16 protein-coding genes and 1 tRNA gene are annotated in these 16,112 nt (G+C 66.9%); 7 read left to right on the forward strand and 10 right to left on the reverse strand.

From position 1 onward, the window contains the following. Positions 1 to 56: 56 nt before the first annotated feature. Positions 57 to 2,291 carry an AMP-binding protein gene (locus tag MPARV_RS0111890; RefSeq protein ID WP_020378397.1) on the forward strand — a complete coding sequence of 745 codons (2,235 nt, stop codon included), beginning with the start codon at positions 57 to 59 and terminating at the stop codon, positions 2,289 to 2,291. A gap of 259 nt (positions 2,292 to 2,550) precedes the next feature. Here MPARV_RS0111890 and MPARV_RS25810 read toward each other — a convergent pair whose 3' ends face one another. The 3 genes from MPARV_RS25810 to MPARV_RS0111905 form a co-directional block, all read right to left on the reverse strand. Continuing rightward, positions 2,551 to 2,676, reverse strand: a complete 126-nt coding sequence (locus MPARV_RS25810) for a hypothetical protein (protein WP_020378398.1) — start codon at positions 2,674 to 2,676, stop codon at positions 2,551 to 2,553. An 81-nt stretch (positions 2,677 to 2,757) separates the two neighbouring features. Next, positions 2,758 to 2,843 (reverse strand) — tRNA-Leu (locus MPARV_RS0111900). 91 nt (positions 2,844 to 2,934) lie between these two features. Further along, positions 2,935 to 3,249 (reverse strand): hypothetical protein, encoded by a 315-nt coding sequence (locus MPARV_RS0111905; RefSeq protein WP_157789579.1) that lies wholly within the window; start codon positions 3,247 to 3,249, stop codon positions 2,935 to 2,937. A 110-nt stretch (positions 3,250 to 3,359) separates the two neighbouring features. Between MPARV_RS0111905 and MPARV_RS0111910 the strand changes: the two genes are divergently transcribed. The 5 genes from MPARV_RS0111910 (at position 3,360) to MPARV_RS0111930 (ending at position 8,386) form a co-directional block, all read left to right on the forward strand. After that, positions 3,360 to 4,100 carry a DUF305 domain-containing protein gene (locus tag MPARV_RS0111910; protein WP_020378400.1) on the forward strand — a complete coding sequence of 247 codons (741 nt, stop codon included), beginning with the start codon at positions 3,360 to 3,362 and terminating at the stop codon, positions 4,098 to 4,100. 131 nt (positions 4,101 to 4,231) lie between these two features. Next, positions 4,232 to 5,560, forward strand: a complete 1,329-nt coding sequence (locus tag MPARV_RS0111915) for a hypothetical protein (protein WP_157789580.1) — start codon at positions 4,232 to 4,234, stop codon at positions 5,558 to 5,560. Positions 5,561 to 5,579: 19 nt separating this feature from the next. Then, positions 5,580 to 6,509, forward strand: coding sequence for a lysophospholipid acyltransferase family protein (locus MPARV_RS0111920; protein WP_157789581.1), 930 nt, complete (start codon positions 5,580 to 5,582; stop codon positions 6,507 to 6,509). A gap of 1 nt (position 6,510) precedes the next feature. Then, complete coding sequence (locus tag MPARV_RS0111925; RefSeq protein WP_157789582.1) at positions 6,511 to 7,599, forward strand: NAD-dependent epimerase/dehydratase family protein; 1,089 nt, start codon at positions 6,511 to 6,513, stop codon at positions 7,597 to 7,599. Next, positions 7,589 to 8,386 (forward strand): enoyl-CoA hydratase, encoded by a 798-nt coding sequence (locus MPARV_RS0111930; RefSeq protein WP_020378404.1) that lies wholly within the window; start codon positions 7,589 to 7,591, stop codon positions 8,384 to 8,386. Before MPARV_RS0111925 ends, MPARV_RS0111930 begins: the two co-directional genes overlap by 11 nt. 6 nt (positions 8,387 to 8,392) lie before the next feature. Here the strand turns inward: MPARV_RS0111930 and MPARV_RS0111935 are convergent, their stop codons facing one another. The 5 genes from MPARV_RS0111935 to MPARV_RS0111955 all read right to left on the reverse strand — a co-directional run bounded on the left by MPARV_RS0111935 (position 8,393) and on the right by MPARV_RS0111955 (position 11,814). Further along, the gene (locus tag MPARV_RS0111935; protein ID WP_020378405.1) at positions 8,393 to 9,019 is read right to left on the reverse strand and encodes a GNAT family N-acetyltransferase; all 627 of its coding nucleotides are present in this window, start codon (positions 9,017 to 9,019) and stop codon (positions 8,393 to 8,395) included. Between the two features lie 3 nt (positions 9,020 to 9,022). Further along, the gene (locus tag MPARV_RS22760) at positions 9,023 to 10,060 is read right to left on the reverse strand and encodes a Ppx/GppA phosphatase family protein (protein ID WP_020378406.1); all 1,038 of its coding nucleotides are present in this window, start codon (positions 10,058 to 10,060) and stop codon (positions 9,023 to 9,025) included. Continuing rightward, entirely contained in the window at positions 10,057 to 10,704 is a 648-nt protein-coding gene (locus MPARV_RS22765) for a DUF501 domain-containing protein (RefSeq protein ID WP_020378407.1), read from the reverse strand. The genes MPARV_RS22760 and MPARV_RS22765 overlap by 4 nt, the downstream gene beginning before the upstream one ends. Then, positions 10,701 to 10,835: a hypothetical protein gene (locus MPARV_RS25815; RefSeq protein ID WP_012229813.1), complete on the reverse strand. Its 135-nt coding sequence runs from the start codon at positions 10,833 to 10,835 to the stop codon at positions 10,701 to 10,703. The genes MPARV_RS22765 and MPARV_RS25815 overlap by 4 nt, the downstream gene beginning before the upstream one ends. A gap of 145 nt (positions 10,836 to 10,980) precedes the next feature. Further along, entirely contained in the window at positions 10,981 to 11,814 is an 834-nt protein-coding gene (locus tag MPARV_RS0111955; RefSeq protein WP_157789583.1) for an SGNH/GDSL hydrolase family protein, read from the reverse strand. Between the two features lie 315 nt (positions 11,815 to 12,129). Between MPARV_RS0111955 and MPARV_RS0111960 the strand changes: the two genes are divergently transcribed. Then, complete coding sequence (locus tag MPARV_RS0111960; protein WP_020378410.1) at positions 12,130 to 14,169, forward strand: HNH endonuclease signature motif containing protein; 2,040 nt, start codon at positions 12,130 to 12,132, stop codon at positions 14,167 to 14,169. On the opposite strand, the gene MPARV_RS0111965 is transcribed toward MPARV_RS0111960, so the two are convergent. Then, positions 14,105 to 15,133, reverse strand: a complete 1,029-nt coding sequence (locus tag MPARV_RS0111965; protein WP_012225697.1) for an ABC transporter permease — start codon at positions 15,131 to 15,133, stop codon at positions 14,105 to 14,107. The two genes, MPARV_RS0111960 and MPARV_RS0111965, sit on opposite strands and share 65 nt — an antisense overlap. Then, positions 15,126 to 16,076, reverse strand: coding sequence for an ABC transporter permease (locus MPARV_RS0111970; RefSeq protein ID WP_012225696.1), 951 nt, complete (start codon positions 16,074 to 16,076; stop codon positions 15,126 to 15,128). Before MPARV_RS0111970 ends, MPARV_RS0111965 begins: the two co-directional genes overlap by 8 nt. Positions 16,077 to 16,112 lie beyond the last annotated feature (36 nt).

Consider the following 16,112-nt stretch of genomic DNA (forward strand, 5'->3'; position numbering starts at 1 on the left):
GCGATGACGCCGTCCAACCAACTCCGCGAACCCGCCCCTCTGGCGCGGGGCCTCTGATGGCCGTCCTGCTCAACGACATCGTGGCAACGCGAGGCGACGAACCGGCCATCGTAGATGGCCGGGGCACCCGCACCTGGGTCCAACTCAACGAGCGGGTCGAACGTCTGGTGCACGCCCTTCGTGATCGCGGCCTCAACTCGGGCGACTGCGTGATGGCCATGCTGGGCAACCAGGCCGAGGCCATCGAGGTCGCGCTCGCCTGCGCCCACGGGGGCTGGCTGCTCGTCCCGGTGAACTGGCACTGGGTGGCCGACGAGGTCGCCTACGTGCTGGGCGACACCGATGCGGCGGCCGTCGTGGTCGATGCCCGCTGGGTCGAAGTGGTGACCGCTGCCCTCGCCCTTGCGGGCGCCACCGAAGCAGCGTTGCCCTCGGTGCGCCTGCCGTCGGTGCGCGTCCTGGTCGACGGCCCGGACGGGCACGGTGCCGATGACCCGCCCGATGGGTTCGAGGGATACGAGGAGCTCGTCGCCTCGGGCGTTCCAGGCGAAATCGCCGACGCCGAACGGGGCGGCCCGATGTTTTACACCTCGGGCACGACCGGGCGCCCCAAAGGTGTGCGATCGGTGCTGGGCACGGTCGGCGGGCCCCCCGAGGTGCTCACCCTGATCGCCCACTCGCTGGCACCCGCGATGGAGCTGCGGATCACGAGCGCCTCTGATCAACAAGCGGTCCAGGCCATTTGTGGCCCCATCTACCACTCCGCGCAATGGGTGTTCGCCCACTTCTCGCTGTTGTGCGGCAACGCCGTCGTGCTCCAACACCGCTTCGATCCGGACGAACTGTTGTCGTTGATCGACGAGCACCAGGTGACCAACATCCATCTGGTCCCAACCCAAATGATGCGGCTGCTGGACCTTGACGATGAGCGCTGGGCCGCGTTCTCAGGTGACTCGTTGCGTTCGGTCATCCACGGCGCCGCCGCCTGCCCGCCCCAGACAAAGCGCGACCTCATCGATGCCCTCGGTCCCATCGTCACCGAGTACTACGGGGGCACGGAGGGCGGGTTCATCTCCGTGATCACCTCCGACGAGTGGCTGGAACGACCAGGCAGCGTCGGCAAGCCGTTACCCAGCTTCGAGCTTGCCCTGCTCGACGACCTGGGCGAGCCGGTGCCCCAGGGCCAACCCGGGCAGGTCTGGTTTCGCAGCCTGCTGGGCAGCGACTTCGAGTACCACAACGCACCGGACAAGACGGCCTCGGCGCACCGCAACGGTTTTGGGACGTTGGGCGATGTCGGCTACCTGGACGACGAGGGTTACCTCTTCCTGTCCGGCCGCACCATCGACATGATCGTGTCGGGAGGCGTCAACATCTACCCGGCCGAGATCGAGGCGGTGTTGGCCGACCACCCGGCGATCTCAGACGTCGCCGTGTTCGCCGTGCCCCATGCCGAGATGGGCGAGTCGGTACACGCCGCCGTTTCGCTGGCCGAAGGCCTCGCTTGGGACGAGGCGTTGGAGGCCGACGTGGTGGCCTGGTGTCGAGAACGAATGGCCGGCTATAAGTGCCCCCGCAGCTTCGAGGTGCACGACGAGCTTCCCCGCTCGGCCGCAGGCAAGCTGCTGAAGTCGCCGCTGCGCAAGCCGTGGTGGCCGGATACCCCCGCCCAGACCCCGACCCAATACTGGGAGGCCCGCTACCTCGACCGCCCACAGGTGTGGAGCGGCAAGGTGAACCCGGTGCTGGCGGCCGAGGCGGCGGGCCGGCATCCCGGCACGGCCCTCGACCTTGGTTGCGGCGAGGGCGGCGACGCCCTGTGGCTGGCCGAGCGGGGCTGGACCGTGACCGCCGTCGATATCTCACAGACCGCACTCGACCGAGGCGCCGCCCAGGCCGCTGAACGTGGCCTTTCAACGAGCATCGTCTGGCAGCGACACGAGCTGGGATCGTCGTTTCCGACAGGGGAGTACGACCTGGTGTCAGCCCAGTTCCTCCACTCCCAAGTGGCATTGGCACGCGCCGAGATCCTTCAGCAGGCGATGGGTGCGGTGGCGCCCGGGGGCACGCTGCTGATCGTCAGCCACGCCGAGTTTCCGCCGTGGGCCGACGTGGCAGACGACGCTCCGGCGATGCCATCACCCGACGACGAACTCGCCGACCTGAGCGTTGATCGGGCCCGGTGGGAGGTGCAGCGCTGCGAGACCGCAGCGCGCCTGGCAACCGGCCCAGGAGGCCAGGAGGCCACCCTGGTGGACGGCATCATCAAGCTTCGGCGCCTCGACGCCTGAGCTCAACGGTTGAGCCGGCAGGTCATGGCCAGACCCTCATCGCATCTGCGAGCTCTTCACGGCCTCGAAGCGCTCTTTGATCCGGACTGCTGACGGAAATGGAGGGACGCAACGGTTCACAACTGGTGACCGCCGGGCGAAACCCTCCCCGGCGCCACCTTGCCGAGAGCCGCCGATGGTCGAGGGCCCGATGTGGCGGCGGCATTGCCACGGTGGCCAGGCCCGATCACGGGGCCCGGCCACCGCAACGACCTGCTGACTAGCCCTTCTTCTTGCCCTTGCCCTTCTTGCCCTTCTTGCCCTTCTTGGCCTTGGCGTCGGCCTTGCCCTTGCTGTTCTTCTTGCCCTTGCTGTTCTTCTTGCCCTTGCTCTTGGACTTACTCATGGTCAGCCTCCTCCCGTATGTCGTGGTTGAAGCTCACCATAGGCCGCAGCCCCGAAGAATTCCCTCAAACGTGATCCAGCGTGCCCGGGGCGGGATTCGAACCCGCACGGAGAGTGAACTCCCAGGGGGTTTAAGCCCCCTGCGTCTGCCAGTTTCGCCACCCGGGCCGGTCCACCAACGTACCGCCCAACCCGATGGCACCAAGCGTCCGTGGCCAGATACTGCGTGCCTGCACAGATGTTGCCCCCGTCGACACCATCAGGCGGCCAGACGCTCGACCTCATGCCCGACGGCGGCCGACCAGAGCACCCGACGCCAGTGGGCGGCCGCAGTTGCATCGAGCCGGTTGACCGCCAGCACCCCATCGATGAGGTCGGCGCACACCGCAGCCTCCGGGCGGCCCCCCAGGCGGACGGCCACCACCGGGCTGCCGTCGGGACGCCGCTTGAGGGTGCGGTCGAGCCCCGGCGTGGCCGGCGGGCTGCGGAAGACGGGTACGGCCAGGCCGCCGTTGCGGGCGGCCGCCGCCACACGACGGCTGGTTCGGGCGAAATCGAGCGAGGACACGTTCACGAGGGTCATCATGGCGACCCGCTGTGACAGTGAGCCGTCGACGCACGATCCGGTAGCCGATCCTTCAGGGCCGAGTACCCGCCGAGGGGCCTCGCCGGTAGCGTGGGGCGATGGTCTCGCCACCTCCCCCGCTCCTCGACGACCCCGAGCCCAACACCGCGCCCTCGGAAGCCGCCACGGAGCCTGAGGCCGCGGAGCCTGAGGCCACGGAGCCTGAGGCCACGGGGGCGGATGCCGCAGCCGGGCGAGCGTTGGACTGGCTGAACCGGCAGGGGGGCTGGCTGGCCGCAATCCTGCTGGTGGGGCTGATCGCCGGCCTGGTCGGTCACAGCATCGGCGAACCCTCCCACCCTGCGGCCGATTCGGTCGACGTCGGTTTCCTCCAGGACATGTACCACCACCACGATCAGGCCGTGGAGATGAGCCTGATCATGGCTGCGGACGCGTCCAACAAAATCGTGCGGGGCGAAGCCCAGGAAATCGTCATCCAGCAGCGCTTCGAGCAGGGCGCCATGGCGGCGTGGTTGGGCGAGTGGGGCCACGACCTGGGGGAGCTCGACCGAACCGCCATGACGTGGATGAAAACACCCACCCCGATCGACCAGATGGACGGCATGCAGAGCCCCCAGCAAATGGCGGCGCTCCGAGCCGCCACAGGCACCGAGAAGGACATCCTCTTTCTCCAGATGATGAACGATCACCACCGGGGCGGCATCCACATGGCGGACTATGCGGCCGCCAGAGCCGCCGATCCACGAGTACGAAACCAGGCCAAGATCATGGCTCGCAACCAGAGCATGGAGATCGCCGAGATGAACGGCATGATCTCCCGGCTACAGCGCTTGAACTGACACCGGACAAACCCCCGGGGCACACGGTGGACACCACAGCAGCCCAATCCCCGCCGGACGGCTGCGCATCGGGCATGATTTCCGGGCGTGAACGTTTCGTCCCGCCTTCAACCCCCCGGACCCTGACCCAGATGCCAATTCCCCGGAAGCTCATGGTGAGAAATCCACCCGCCGACGGGGCGCCGGCCGCTGTGCAACCCGCACGACGTTCGATGCTGCCCCTCTTGGCCGTGGCGGGGGCGCTGCTCGTCGCCGGGTCGTGCTCGGGCCGCGAGGTGAGGGTGGAGCGGGTGGATCGCGAGGTTCAATTGGACGCCGACGGCCAGGTCGTTGGCTCAACTGCCAGTTCCACCACGTTCGTCACCGACACGACCGCAGGGCGTCCGACCCGCACCACAGCCACCACAACCACCGCGAAACGACGCACCCCGGCACTCACCGTTGCGACCGCCCAGAACGGAAGTGCGGCCATCGACTGTGGTGACGGGGCGAGCATCGTCACCCTCAGCAACGGGGCAGGAAGCCTCGATGCCGCCGACGGTTCGACCACAAAGGTCGCCCTGGAGGGCACCGCCCTGCTGGACGACCTCGACGGCGACGGTGCCGATGACCTGGTCGCCGCCTATCGATGCGCCGATGGACGGCGCCAGGTGGCGCTCTCGGCCAGCCTGTGGCACGGACCCCCGCCAGCGGCCCCCACCGCGGCGAAGCCCACGAGGTCCGCCGTTGCGACCGACCCGGTCGAGGGCGGGTCGACGGTGACCCTGGCAACCGGGGCCAACGGCCGACAGGTGGAACTCTCGGTGCTGGAGTCGGCTGATGGACCCACGCTTCGCACCATCACGGCCAAGGTTGACGGTGGCCGCATCCGAATCGTGTCCGATGGCGTCGCCCCACCCGAAGAGGGTGCGGAATCCCAGCCGGTCCCGGAGTTCCCCGCCAGCCTGAACCTCGACCAAAAAGGTCTTGGCCCCGTCGCGCTGGGTGCGACCGAGGCACAGTTGAACGATGCGTTGGGGCAGGTGGTGTCTCGTGTGGAGTACCCGCCGGTGCCGCCGTGCTTTGTGGGCGTCGACCGGGTCGTGCGGGTCGGGCCGATGCACTTCGGTCTGGCCAACGGCGCCGTCCGGACGATCTGGATCACCGGCCCCGACCTGGCCACGACCGAGCGGACGATCCCGCTGACCCTCCCCGTCGGAGACCGGCCGGGCCTGCCGTCCGGAACGGTCCTCAAGGTCGGCGACCGGGTATCACCCGCCTCGCTTCCCGCCGGGCTTCAACAAATCGGCTTTGGGGACGGTTGGGTGTCGTTGTCACCCCGTGTGGGCGGTTCGGTCTCGGTGGCTCTGGAGGCGACCTCACCCGGGGAACCACCCGAACGGGTCACCGGCTTCGGCATCGCAGAGCGCGTCTGCCTCACCACCGACTTCACCCCCACCTCGTCGGCCGACGAACAGTAGGCCTTCTATGCTGGGGGACATGCCGGACAGCCGCTCCCCAGACAGCAGCACCAACGTTGTGCCGATCACGGGTGAGCGCGGCCATTCACCGACCGACACGTCGATCACAGGAAGTGAAATGGTGCACGTGCCCACCACCGATTCGGCCATCGCCCCCGACGATGATCCCCGGGTCGGCGATGTGGACGAGTGGGGTCGGTCCGAGAACATTCGCAGGTTGGCACGTCGCGCCTTCGATCCCATCTACCGCCACTACTTCCGTGCGGAGTGGGAGGGTCTGGAACACATCCCGACCGACGGCGGCGCGCTCCTGGTCGCCAACCATGCCGGTGCGGTGCCCTCCGATGCCCCCGTGATCATGCACGGCATCGAGACCGAACTCGAACGCCCGGTGTACGGACTGGCAGACAACTTCTTCCGCAAGATTCCGGTGGTGGGCACCATGTGGTCCCGGGCCGGCGGCCTGCCCGCCCACCCCGACAACGCGTATCGATTACTGCACAACCAGCGTCAGTTGGTGCTGGTCTTTCCCGAAGGCATCAAAGGAACCTCGAAGACGATCGGCAACCGTTACAAGCTGGCCCGGTTTGGCAGAGGTGGATTTGTGGAGATCGCCATGCGGGCCGGCGTGCCGATCATTCCCATCGCGGTGATGGGTAACGAGGAGGCCAGCCCGGTGCTGCTGCGGCTGCCCGGAGCCAAGGCGCTTGGCATGCCGTACCTTCCGCTCACCCCTCAGAGCCTGGTGCTGGGGCCACTCGGCACGCTGGTGCCGCTCCCCGCCAAGTTCAAACTGCGGGTCCTCCCGCCGATTCGATTCGACGATCCCCCATCTCAGAAGCGCTACTCCCGAACCCGGGTGATGGATCACTCCCAGGCGATACAACGCCAGATTCAGGAGACGCTGTACGAGATGGTGGCCGAGCGACGTACCTGGTGGGGTGGCTGAGATGGCTCGACGAACCGGCCCTTCGAACGTGCTGATCACCGGCCTGGGCACGTTTTGGGGCGGACGGGTGGCCAAGGCGCTGGAGGCCGACGACCGCGTCGGCCACATCATCGGCCTCGATGTGGAAGCGCCCACGATCGAACTGGATCGCACCGAATACGTGCGAACCGATCAGAACTACTCGATCCTCAGCAGAATCGTTGACAAGTGCGGAATCGACACCATCCTGCACACGTTTCTGGTGGTGGACCCGACGCAGTTCACCAGCCGTCGCATGCACGAGATCAACGTCATCGGCACCATGAACCTCTTCGCGGCGGCCAGCGCGCCGAACTCCACGGTGCGCACGGTGGTGGTAAAAAGCTCGGCCATGGCCTACGGCACGGCGCCTGAGGACCCCACCTGGTTCTCCGAGGACACACCCCGCAGCCACAACCCCCGATCCACCGTCGAGCGTTCAATCGCCCAGGTGGAGGGCTACGTACGCGACTTCAACCTGGACAACCCCGAGGTTGCGGTGTCCGTGCTGCGCTTCGCCAACGTGCTGGGGGCCGACATTCGCACCCCACTCACCCGGGCGCTGGAGTTGCCACTGGTGCCGACCGTGTTCGGTTTCGATCCGCGGCTGCAGTTCGCCCACGAGGAGGACGTGGTCAGGTCCATCCTGTTCGCCATGAACCACCGCCTGGCCGGCACCTACAACGTGGCCGGGGACGGGCTGCTGCCATGGAGCGAGGTCATCTCCATGGTCGGCAAGCGGCCCGGCTACCTTCCGGCGATCGGTGCGGACCTCGCCACGCTGCCGTTGCAACGCCTCGGGCTGATCGACCTCCCCCCGGCGTACCTTGCGCTGCTTCGCTACGGCCGGGGCATCGACAACTCCAAGCTCAAGGCCGCCGGGTTCAAGTACGACTTCACCTCCGCACAGTCCGTGGACAGTTTCGTGCGCGCCCTCCGGCTACGTCGCACGATGGGACGGCACCGGCCCAAGTATCGCTACGAGAGCGACGTCGAGCAGTTCTTTCGCCACTCACCCGCGGTGATCCGCAACCGTGCCGCTCAGATCGAGGACGAGCCGGATGGCGCCTGAAAGCCGGCCCGCAACGACGGGTGACCCCCACTCGCTGGCACGGCTGGAGGTTCACGAAGGGGGCGTCGCCGTGCTCACGCTGGATGACCCCAGGCGGGCCAACGCCTTCACCCTGGACATGTGCCACCACATCACCGCTGCGGTCGACCGAATCGAGGCAGATTCAGGCGTCTCATCCCTGGTCGTGACCGGCGCCGGATCGGTGTTCTGCGCCGGAGCCGATCTGTCATCGCTGGGAACCTCACGCGAAGCCGGTCTCCGGGCCATCTACGACGGGTTCCTGCGCGTCGCCCGCTGCTCGCTGCCCACGGTGGCGGCGGTGAACGGCGCCGCCGTCGGTGCCGGCATGAACCTGGCGCTGGCCGCCGACGTGCGGTTGGCCGCCCGTTCAGCCCGGTTCGACACGCGGTTCTTGTCGCTCGGCATCCACCCGGGGGGTGGCCACAGCTGGATGCTGAGGCGGGCGGTCGGCCACCAGACCGCTGCCGCCATGATGCTGTTCGGTGAGGTGCTCGACGGCGTCCAGGCCGACCAACGCGGCCTCGCTCATCGCTGCGTACCCGACGACGACCTGCTGGAGAACGCCATCGACCTGGCGGCCGGCGCAGCCCAGGCCCCCCGAGAGCTCCTGATTCGGGCCACCGAAACACTCCGCACCATCGACACGGCGGCCACCCACGACGAGGCGGTCGACCGTGAACTCATCACCCAGCTGTGGTCGATGGACCAGGGGGATTTTGCCGAGCGACTGGCGGCGATGTCCCGAAAAATCAGCTCCAAGGGCTGAGCCTCGCTACCAGACCCACTCGGTCAGCAGGGATTCGCGGCGTTCGACCCAATCCTCGGCCACCATGGCGAACCGCTCATGGTCCTCCCAGCGCCCGTTGATCTCCAGCATGCCCCGGCTGATGCCTTCGTGGGCCAGCTTCAGCTTGTCCATCACCCGCAGGCTGGCCGCGTTTCGGGGCAGCACGCCCGCCTCCACCCGATGCAACTGCAAATCCTCGAAGGCGAAACGCAGGGCCAACACCACCCCTTCGGGAACCAGGCCTCGACCGGCGAGGCCCTGGTCGACCCAATAGCCAAGGAGGGCCGTCTGAGCCGGACCTCGACGAATGTTGGACAGGTTCACCTCTCCCGCGAAACCCTCTTGGCAGAACAGGCCAAACCCATAACCGCCTCCCACCTCGATCTCACGCAACCGGGCGGCGCAGCGAGCAGCGAAGGACCCCTTGTCCTCCACCGGATCACCCTGCGACGGCTGCTTCATTGGCTCCCATGGCTCCAGCCAACCGGCCGAACGGCGCCGTACCGTCCGCCACGCCTCAAAGTCGTGGGCGGTGAGCACGCGCAGCGTGACCCGTCGTCCGACCAAAACCGAGGTGGAGCGCCGCTTGCCCGATGCCGACCAGCGGGGCAACGGTCAGGTCGCTTCGGAGCTCGACCCGGCGACCGGACTCGACGATTTGTCGACGGTCCCGGCGTTCGCCGGGCCCACCATCTCATCCCAGACCGCATCCCGGACCGACCCGATCGACACGAGACACTCGGCAAACCCCATGCGCCGCATGATGGTGACGAGGATGCAACAGCCGGCCACGATGTAATCGACGCGCTCCGGCGGCAGACCCGGATTGTGTCGCCGATCGTCGGCAGGCTCGGTGGCCAGTGTGCGAAACACGTCTTCCACCTGGGCCTTGGACATCGCCAGGCCGTGGAGCTCACGATCGTCCCAGCGGCCCAGTTCCACGGCGCCGATCGTCTCAGCGGTGCCGGCGACCACCACCAGCGTGGTCGCCGAACCAAACGACGGTTGAACCGACAGCACCTCGTCCAGGGTGGCCTCAGCAACCGAAAGGCAGTCGGACAGTTCCTCCGGACGGGGCGGATCGGAGTGCAGGTAGCGTTCGGTGAAGCGCACCGAGCCCACCTGGAGTGATGCCGACGCCGTGAACGTGGCGGTGCCTCCGGCGAGGTGGCCCAGCGCCAACTCGGTGGAGCCGCCGCCGATGTCCACCACCAGAACAGGCCCCTCCAGCGAAGCGACCAACGAATCTGCCCCGGCGGGCCCAAAGGTCTCAATGCCGCCGGTGACCGCGCCCATGAAGCTCAACCGTGCCTCCTCGTCGCCCGAGACGACGCGGGGCACGGTGCCCAGCACCTCACCCACTCGAGCGAGAAACGAGCCGCCGTTGGAGGCGTCTCGGCACGCGGATGTTGCCGTCGCCCCAACCGAGGCCACGCCGGCCTGTTCGGCAAGGCCCGCAACCTCCCCCAGAACGCCCAACGCCCTGCCCATGGCCTGCTCTGAGAGCGACCCGTCGGCGTCGAGCCCTTCGCCAAGACGGGTGTAGTACGTCTGTCGCACCGGCGTCTCGCCAGGCGCCGCCAGCAACGTATTCACCGTGTTGGTGCCAATATCCACCGCCAGCACCGGACGATCAGAGGTTTCGGAGGTCACGGATCACACCCTTCGATGTCGTCGTTCTCATCGCCGCCGTCGTTCTCATCGCCGCCATCGCTGTCGGCGCTGCCGTCGCCGTCGGCGCTGCCATCGCGCGCTTCGGGCCACAGCACCGGCTCATCCCCACGTCTCAGGTCGGGCGCCTGGCCTCGTTCCACCAGCCGGGTCGCCACCCACGCCCCAGTGGGGTCGTCGCCACCCGCCAGCCACCAGGCCAGGTGCGCGTGCAGGCACTTGCCACCGCGCCGCGTGCCGCCCACCCCCCCGGTGGGACGCGGGCCGTGGTGATCCTGGGGCATCGCCCGGTCGCGCAGCATCTCGTAGCGCCGATGGGCGTCCGCCATGACCGCCTCCCCCACCTCCGCCTCAGCCCGCCGCACACCACCCTCGGCTTCCAGGGTGCCCACACGCCGACACAGCTCAGCATCCACCAGCCACCAGCGGGTGGGCATCGGCCGACCGCCGGGCAAAACCGGCGAATTCTCGATCACCACCGGGGCACCACCGGTACGCCGAACCACCACCTCGAAGTCTCCCTGCGGCTCGCGCCCCAGGAGCGCCGCCACAGCAGCCTGATCAGCGAGGCTCGCGGGATCGGCAGCCTCGGCAGCCTCGACCCAATCGACGGGTGGCGCCGTCACGACGTCGTTGGTGGCGTGCTGCGACGCCCGAAGTAGGCCACCAGGGCCGCGACGATGGCCATCACGCCGGAGGTGGCAATCGCCCGGCGCGCAGCGCTCGGCTGCTGTTCATCGGAGGCGGGAGTGTTCACTGGTTGCTCCATAGCGGCGCCGTTCAGCCTACGCGACGAACGTCCCAAGCCTCGTTCTCCATCAATCCTTCGACGACAGATCGAGACGGCACTGCCCAGTCCGTGCCGGAGATACACCTTGTGGGATGCCTCGGTTAGCTGCCGGTTAGCTGAGGGCGTCGGCGATCAGGTTACCGACGGCCGTCTGGCCCCGATGGGTGGGATGCAGCGGCGGGATGTCGATTACCTTGTTGACCCACGGTGTGGACGAGCACGGGTCATGACCGGCGCTCGGGCCGTACACGTCGACGTAGGTGACGCCCTTGGCCTGGGCCGACGCCTTCAGCATGACGTTCAGCTCGGCCTGCTTTGCTCGCAGATACGGCACGTCGGACGAGGCGAAGGTCATGCCCAGGCAGGTCGAGCTGCCGGTCATCGGCAGCAGCGTCGGGTAGCCGTACAGCACGACCCGGGCCTGAGGCGCCCGCGACTTCACGGCAGCGAGCACCTGATCGACCTTGGGTCTGGTGGCCGCCACCTTGGCCGTCAGCGAATCGGTTCCGCCCTTGACGTAATCACCCTGACAGGTCTTAAAGGTGATGGCCCGCTTGGAACACTGCACAGCGATATCGGAGAACCCCAGATCATTGCCGCCGATCGAGACCATGACGACACTGGCAGATGAGGTGACCTTGTTGATCTGCGGGGTCGAACCGCCCATGATGTCGCCGGTTTGGGCGCCGTCACAGCTGGCATCGGTGACGTCCGCAATGCCAAGGCGGGATGCAACCAGCCGTGGCTGATTCTGCTTCGACTGATTACAGCCGTTGGTCGTGGTAGTGGGCAGCAGCGTCGAGTTGGCGGTAAAGGAGTCGCCCAACGCCACCAGCTTGCCGGGGCCGTTGCCTGGTGTCGGCGCCGAACCACAAGCTGCGCCCAAGGTTGCCAACGCCATCAAGGCGGCGGCCATCCTGATCGAACGACCTGTAACAAGCTTCATGATTCCCCTTGTGCTGCGTCTCGGCGGACCCCACCTCATGCGCAAACTCACACTAGACACGATCCGCAGCCATTGGAACGCCTCGTGAGGCTCTTCCTCGAACCTCGTGGGAAGTCTCACCCGTCGAGAGCTCCGAGTGGGCCGCATCTTCAGGTGCAGGCGAGTGATGCAACGCTCTCGAAACGACTGCACGTCCCTCTCTTTGCAGATCATCGTTGGCAGTCGCCCGCCCATCCGGTGATGCGGCCCACGGCATGTTCCAACTCAGGGTCTTGTGGCGGCTTCGTTGTCACAGGCCATCGTCATACTGGCCTCATGCTCGACGTTTTCGACACGACTGAGGCGAAAGACTTTTCGGTGTATTTCGCCGAGGTCGACGCACGGTGGCACCCCGATTGGGGGTCCTCGGTGCCGGTCAGCGTGTTGGCGGGTTCGGTGGCCGACGCGGCACGCCTGTTGGTCGAGCGAGGCGTCGGCAAAGCACAGCCCCGCCAACCGTTGTGGGGTTCGGCTGTGGTTGCCGACGTTGCCGACGTTGACGACGATGCCGACGATGCCGACGATGCCGACGATGCCGACGGTGCTGGTGCTGGTGCTGGTGCTGGTGCTGGGGTGGATGTGGCTGATTTGATGGTCGCGGTCGAGGCGATCGGCTTGTGCCGCCGGTTCCTGGCATCGGCCGAAGCCCAGATGATCGCCCGCCTTGAAGACACCAACGCGTCACTCAAACAACTCGGTGAACGCACCACGTCCTGGCTGAGCCGCACCCAGGAGGTCCCAGGCCCCCAGGCTGCTGAGACCACCCGGGTCGCCGCCAAACTCGATTCCACGTTCCACCGGTTCGCAGCAGCCTTGGCCGCAGGTGAGATCGATCACTCCTATTGTGCGGCGCTGGTGCGTGCCTCCAACGACCGCACCGAAACAGCGTTGGTTGATCTCCAGGACGAACTGTTGGGCCGTGTGACGGGACGCCGGTTCGGTTCGTGGCGACGCGAACTGTCTGCGGTGTGTGCCCTGTTGGACACTGAGGGCCCCGAACCTGCGGTCGAACACGACGACAAGGTGTTTCTGTCCGAAACCCTTGACGGTCTCGTTGATCTGAAGGGCACCTTCACCGGGTCGACCGCGGAGGAGATCCGACAGTTGGTCGAGGCCCACACCGACCGGTTGTACCGCCAGGCCCGCCGAGACACGAACCTTACCCCCGACCTGAGAGTCCCAACCCGGGCGGTCCTCCGAGCACGAGCATTGCTGGACCTGTTACGCCGGGGTTCCTCCGAGCAGTCCACCGGCGGTCCCGTCACCCACATCAACCTCGACATCGAAGCCGCACCCATCCCCGCCACCAACACCAACACCACCAACCCCGCAGACCGCAACGCCCAACATCCCGCCGTCGGGGATCCGCCCCCCGAGGTTCCCGCTGCCGAGGTTCCCGCTGCCGAGGTTCCCGCTGCCGGGGATCCGCCCGCCGACGATCCCGCTGCCGAGGTTCCCGCTGCCGGGGATACTGCTGCCGAGGTTCCCGCCGCCGGGGATACTGCTGCCGAGGTTCCCGCCGCCGGGGATCCGCCCGCCGACGGTGCCGCCGCCGGGGATACCGCTGCCGGTCGTGGGCAGGCTCCCACACCGAACGACCGTGACGTTCCCACGAACGGTCGCAACGACGAGAGAAACAACAACCCTGCCAACCCTGCCAACCCGGCCGATCCGTTGGTGGTGTCGCAGGCCCCACCAGGAGGAGAAACCTCCCGTGACTGGTTCCGACGGATCCTCGGCCAACGCGGCGACGTCCTCGCCGGAACCGCCAAACTCGCCGACAACAACCTCTGGCGGCTCCTCTGCAACCCCACCATCCACACCTTCGTCACCACCTCCGCCCACGAAATCCTCCAAATGGGCCGAGCAGTCCGCACCGCCACCCCCGCACAACAACGCGCCCTCCGGGTCCGCGATGGCGGCTGCGTGTTCCCCGGCTGCGACACCCCCATTGGCTGGACCCAAGCCCACCACACCATCCACTGGTCCAAAGGCGGCCCCACCAACCTCGACTCAATGGCACTGCTCTGCACCACCCACCACGACATCACCCACCGCCACCACTGGCAGATGTCACCCAACCACCACCCCAACGGCCAACCCAACGGCACCTTCCACTGGACCACCCCCTCCGGACAAACCCTCCACTCACAACGCCACAGCGAAACCATCCCCTCAAAACCAGGCGACGAAGAGAGCGAAACGGCTGCTACAGCACAGCCCTCGGCTGCTACAGCACAGCCCTCGGCTGCTACAAAACAGAGTCCCGCACGTCGAAGCGACGGCGAATCACGTCGCCGAGATAGTTCAGGGTGAGCACGGTGAGAAAGATGAACGACGATGGCCCAAAGATCACCCAGGGTTGATCGAGGTTGATCGCATTGCGGTTGGTGGCGATGATCGCACCCCACGACGTCGCCGGCGACGACACACTGGCCCCGAGGAGGGCAAGGCCGCCCTCGGCCACGATGGCAACCCCCACCCCAAGCAGCCCGATCACCAGCATCGACGGCAACACGTTGGGCAGGACCTCGCGAATCATGATTCGCAGCGGTTTGGCACCCATGGCCTTGGCCGCCGTCACGAACTCACGGTCGGCAACCGCCAGGGTGGACGCGCGTGCGATCCGGCCAAGGACCGGTACGGCCACCACCCCGAGCGCAAACGCCAGCACCCACATCCGGCGCGTGGGATCCACCTTGCTGGGGTCGGACGGGTCGAATGCGGCCACAAGCGCCAGCGCCAGAATGATCGCCGGGATGGCCAGAAACGTGTCGAAGAGGATCGACAGCACGGCATCGGTTTTGCCCCGCAGGTATCCGGCGATGATGCCCATTGAGCCACCGACCAGCATGCCAACCGTCACCGAAACGAACCCGACCAGCAGCGACACCCGGCCGCCGTAGATCGTCAGGCTGAACACGTCCTTGCCGATCTTGTCGAGGCCAAAGGGGTGACTGAAGCTCGGCCCGAAGTACGGCAGGCCGTCGGCGCCAACCGGAATGTCGACCGTCTCGGTGGTGCTGGGGATCGGCAGGTACGGGGCCAGCAACGCGCCACCGACCACGAAGATGATCCAGGCGATGGCCAGAATGGCGGCAGGCCCCAGCCGGCGCTTCTTCGACGGCTGGTCAGGCGTACCGAGGTCCACCGGTATCCCGCCGGTCGGAACGACCGCCACGGAGCCGCCGACCGCACCCATGCCGGCACCCTCTGGCGTGGGAATGCCACCGCCAGGATCGGGATGGTCGAACGGGCCTTCCCCGATGTACTCAGCCACGGCGAATCCTTGGATCGATCACGGTGTATCCAAGGTCGACCACCACGTTGACCAACACATACAGCAGAGCAAATATGGCCACGATCGACTGCACCGCCACCAACTGACGACCACCGATGGCGGTCTGCGCCAACAGGCCCATGCCCGGCAATTGGAAGACGACCTCGATGACCAGCGCCCCGCCGATCAGCGTGCCAACGTTCAGGCCGGCCGCCGTCAGCAGCGTGATCGAACTGGGACGAAGAGCATGGCGCCACAGAATGCGCTGAGTGCTGAGGCCCTTGGCTCGGGCCATCGTGATGAAATCCTGTTGCAGCGTGGCGATCATGTCGGTGCGCAACAGGCGTGCGTACACCGCCACCTGCCCCAAGGCCAGACTGAGAGCCGGCAGAAACATGAACTGCAGGTTGGTGGCCGGGTCCTCCCAGAACGCCACGTAACCACCCCTGGTGCGGAACAGCCCCATCTTTAGGCGCACGTAGTACGACAGCATGAAGCCCAGCACAAACGCCGGTAGCGCCAGGAACAGGAACAGGCTGGAGGAGACCACCCGATCCACCCAGCCGCCGGCCTTGTAGGCGGCGATCACCCCCAGCGGTATGGCCAGCGCCAAGGCCATGATCTGCGCGTACACCATGAGCGTCAGGCTGACGGGCAACGCATCACCCACCTGTGTCGACACCTCCGTGGACGAGGTCGGTCCGGAGTAGGTCTTTCCCAGGTCGCCGGTCACGAAGTCGCCAAGCCAATGCACGTAGCGCACCGGCAGCGGATCGGAGATGCCAAGGTCGTCGGCGATCTCAGCCCGCTGCTCGTCGCTGGCGAACGGAGCAACCACCGCCGCCGGATCGCCGGGCAGGAAGCTGACCAGCAACGATGCAAACAACGTCACCAGGAACAGCACCACCACCAGGCGTCCCAGCCTCGGAAGGAGCGACCTCACCTGCTCATGCCTCCCGCACGTCGTCCAGCAGCCCGA

Origin of the sequence: Candidatus Microthrix parvicella Bio17-1 (assembly GCF_000299415.1) — a bacterium.
GTDB classification, from domain to species: domain Bacteria; phylum Actinomycetota; class Acidimicrobiia; order Acidimicrobiales; family Microtrichaceae; genus Microthrix; species Microthrix parvicella.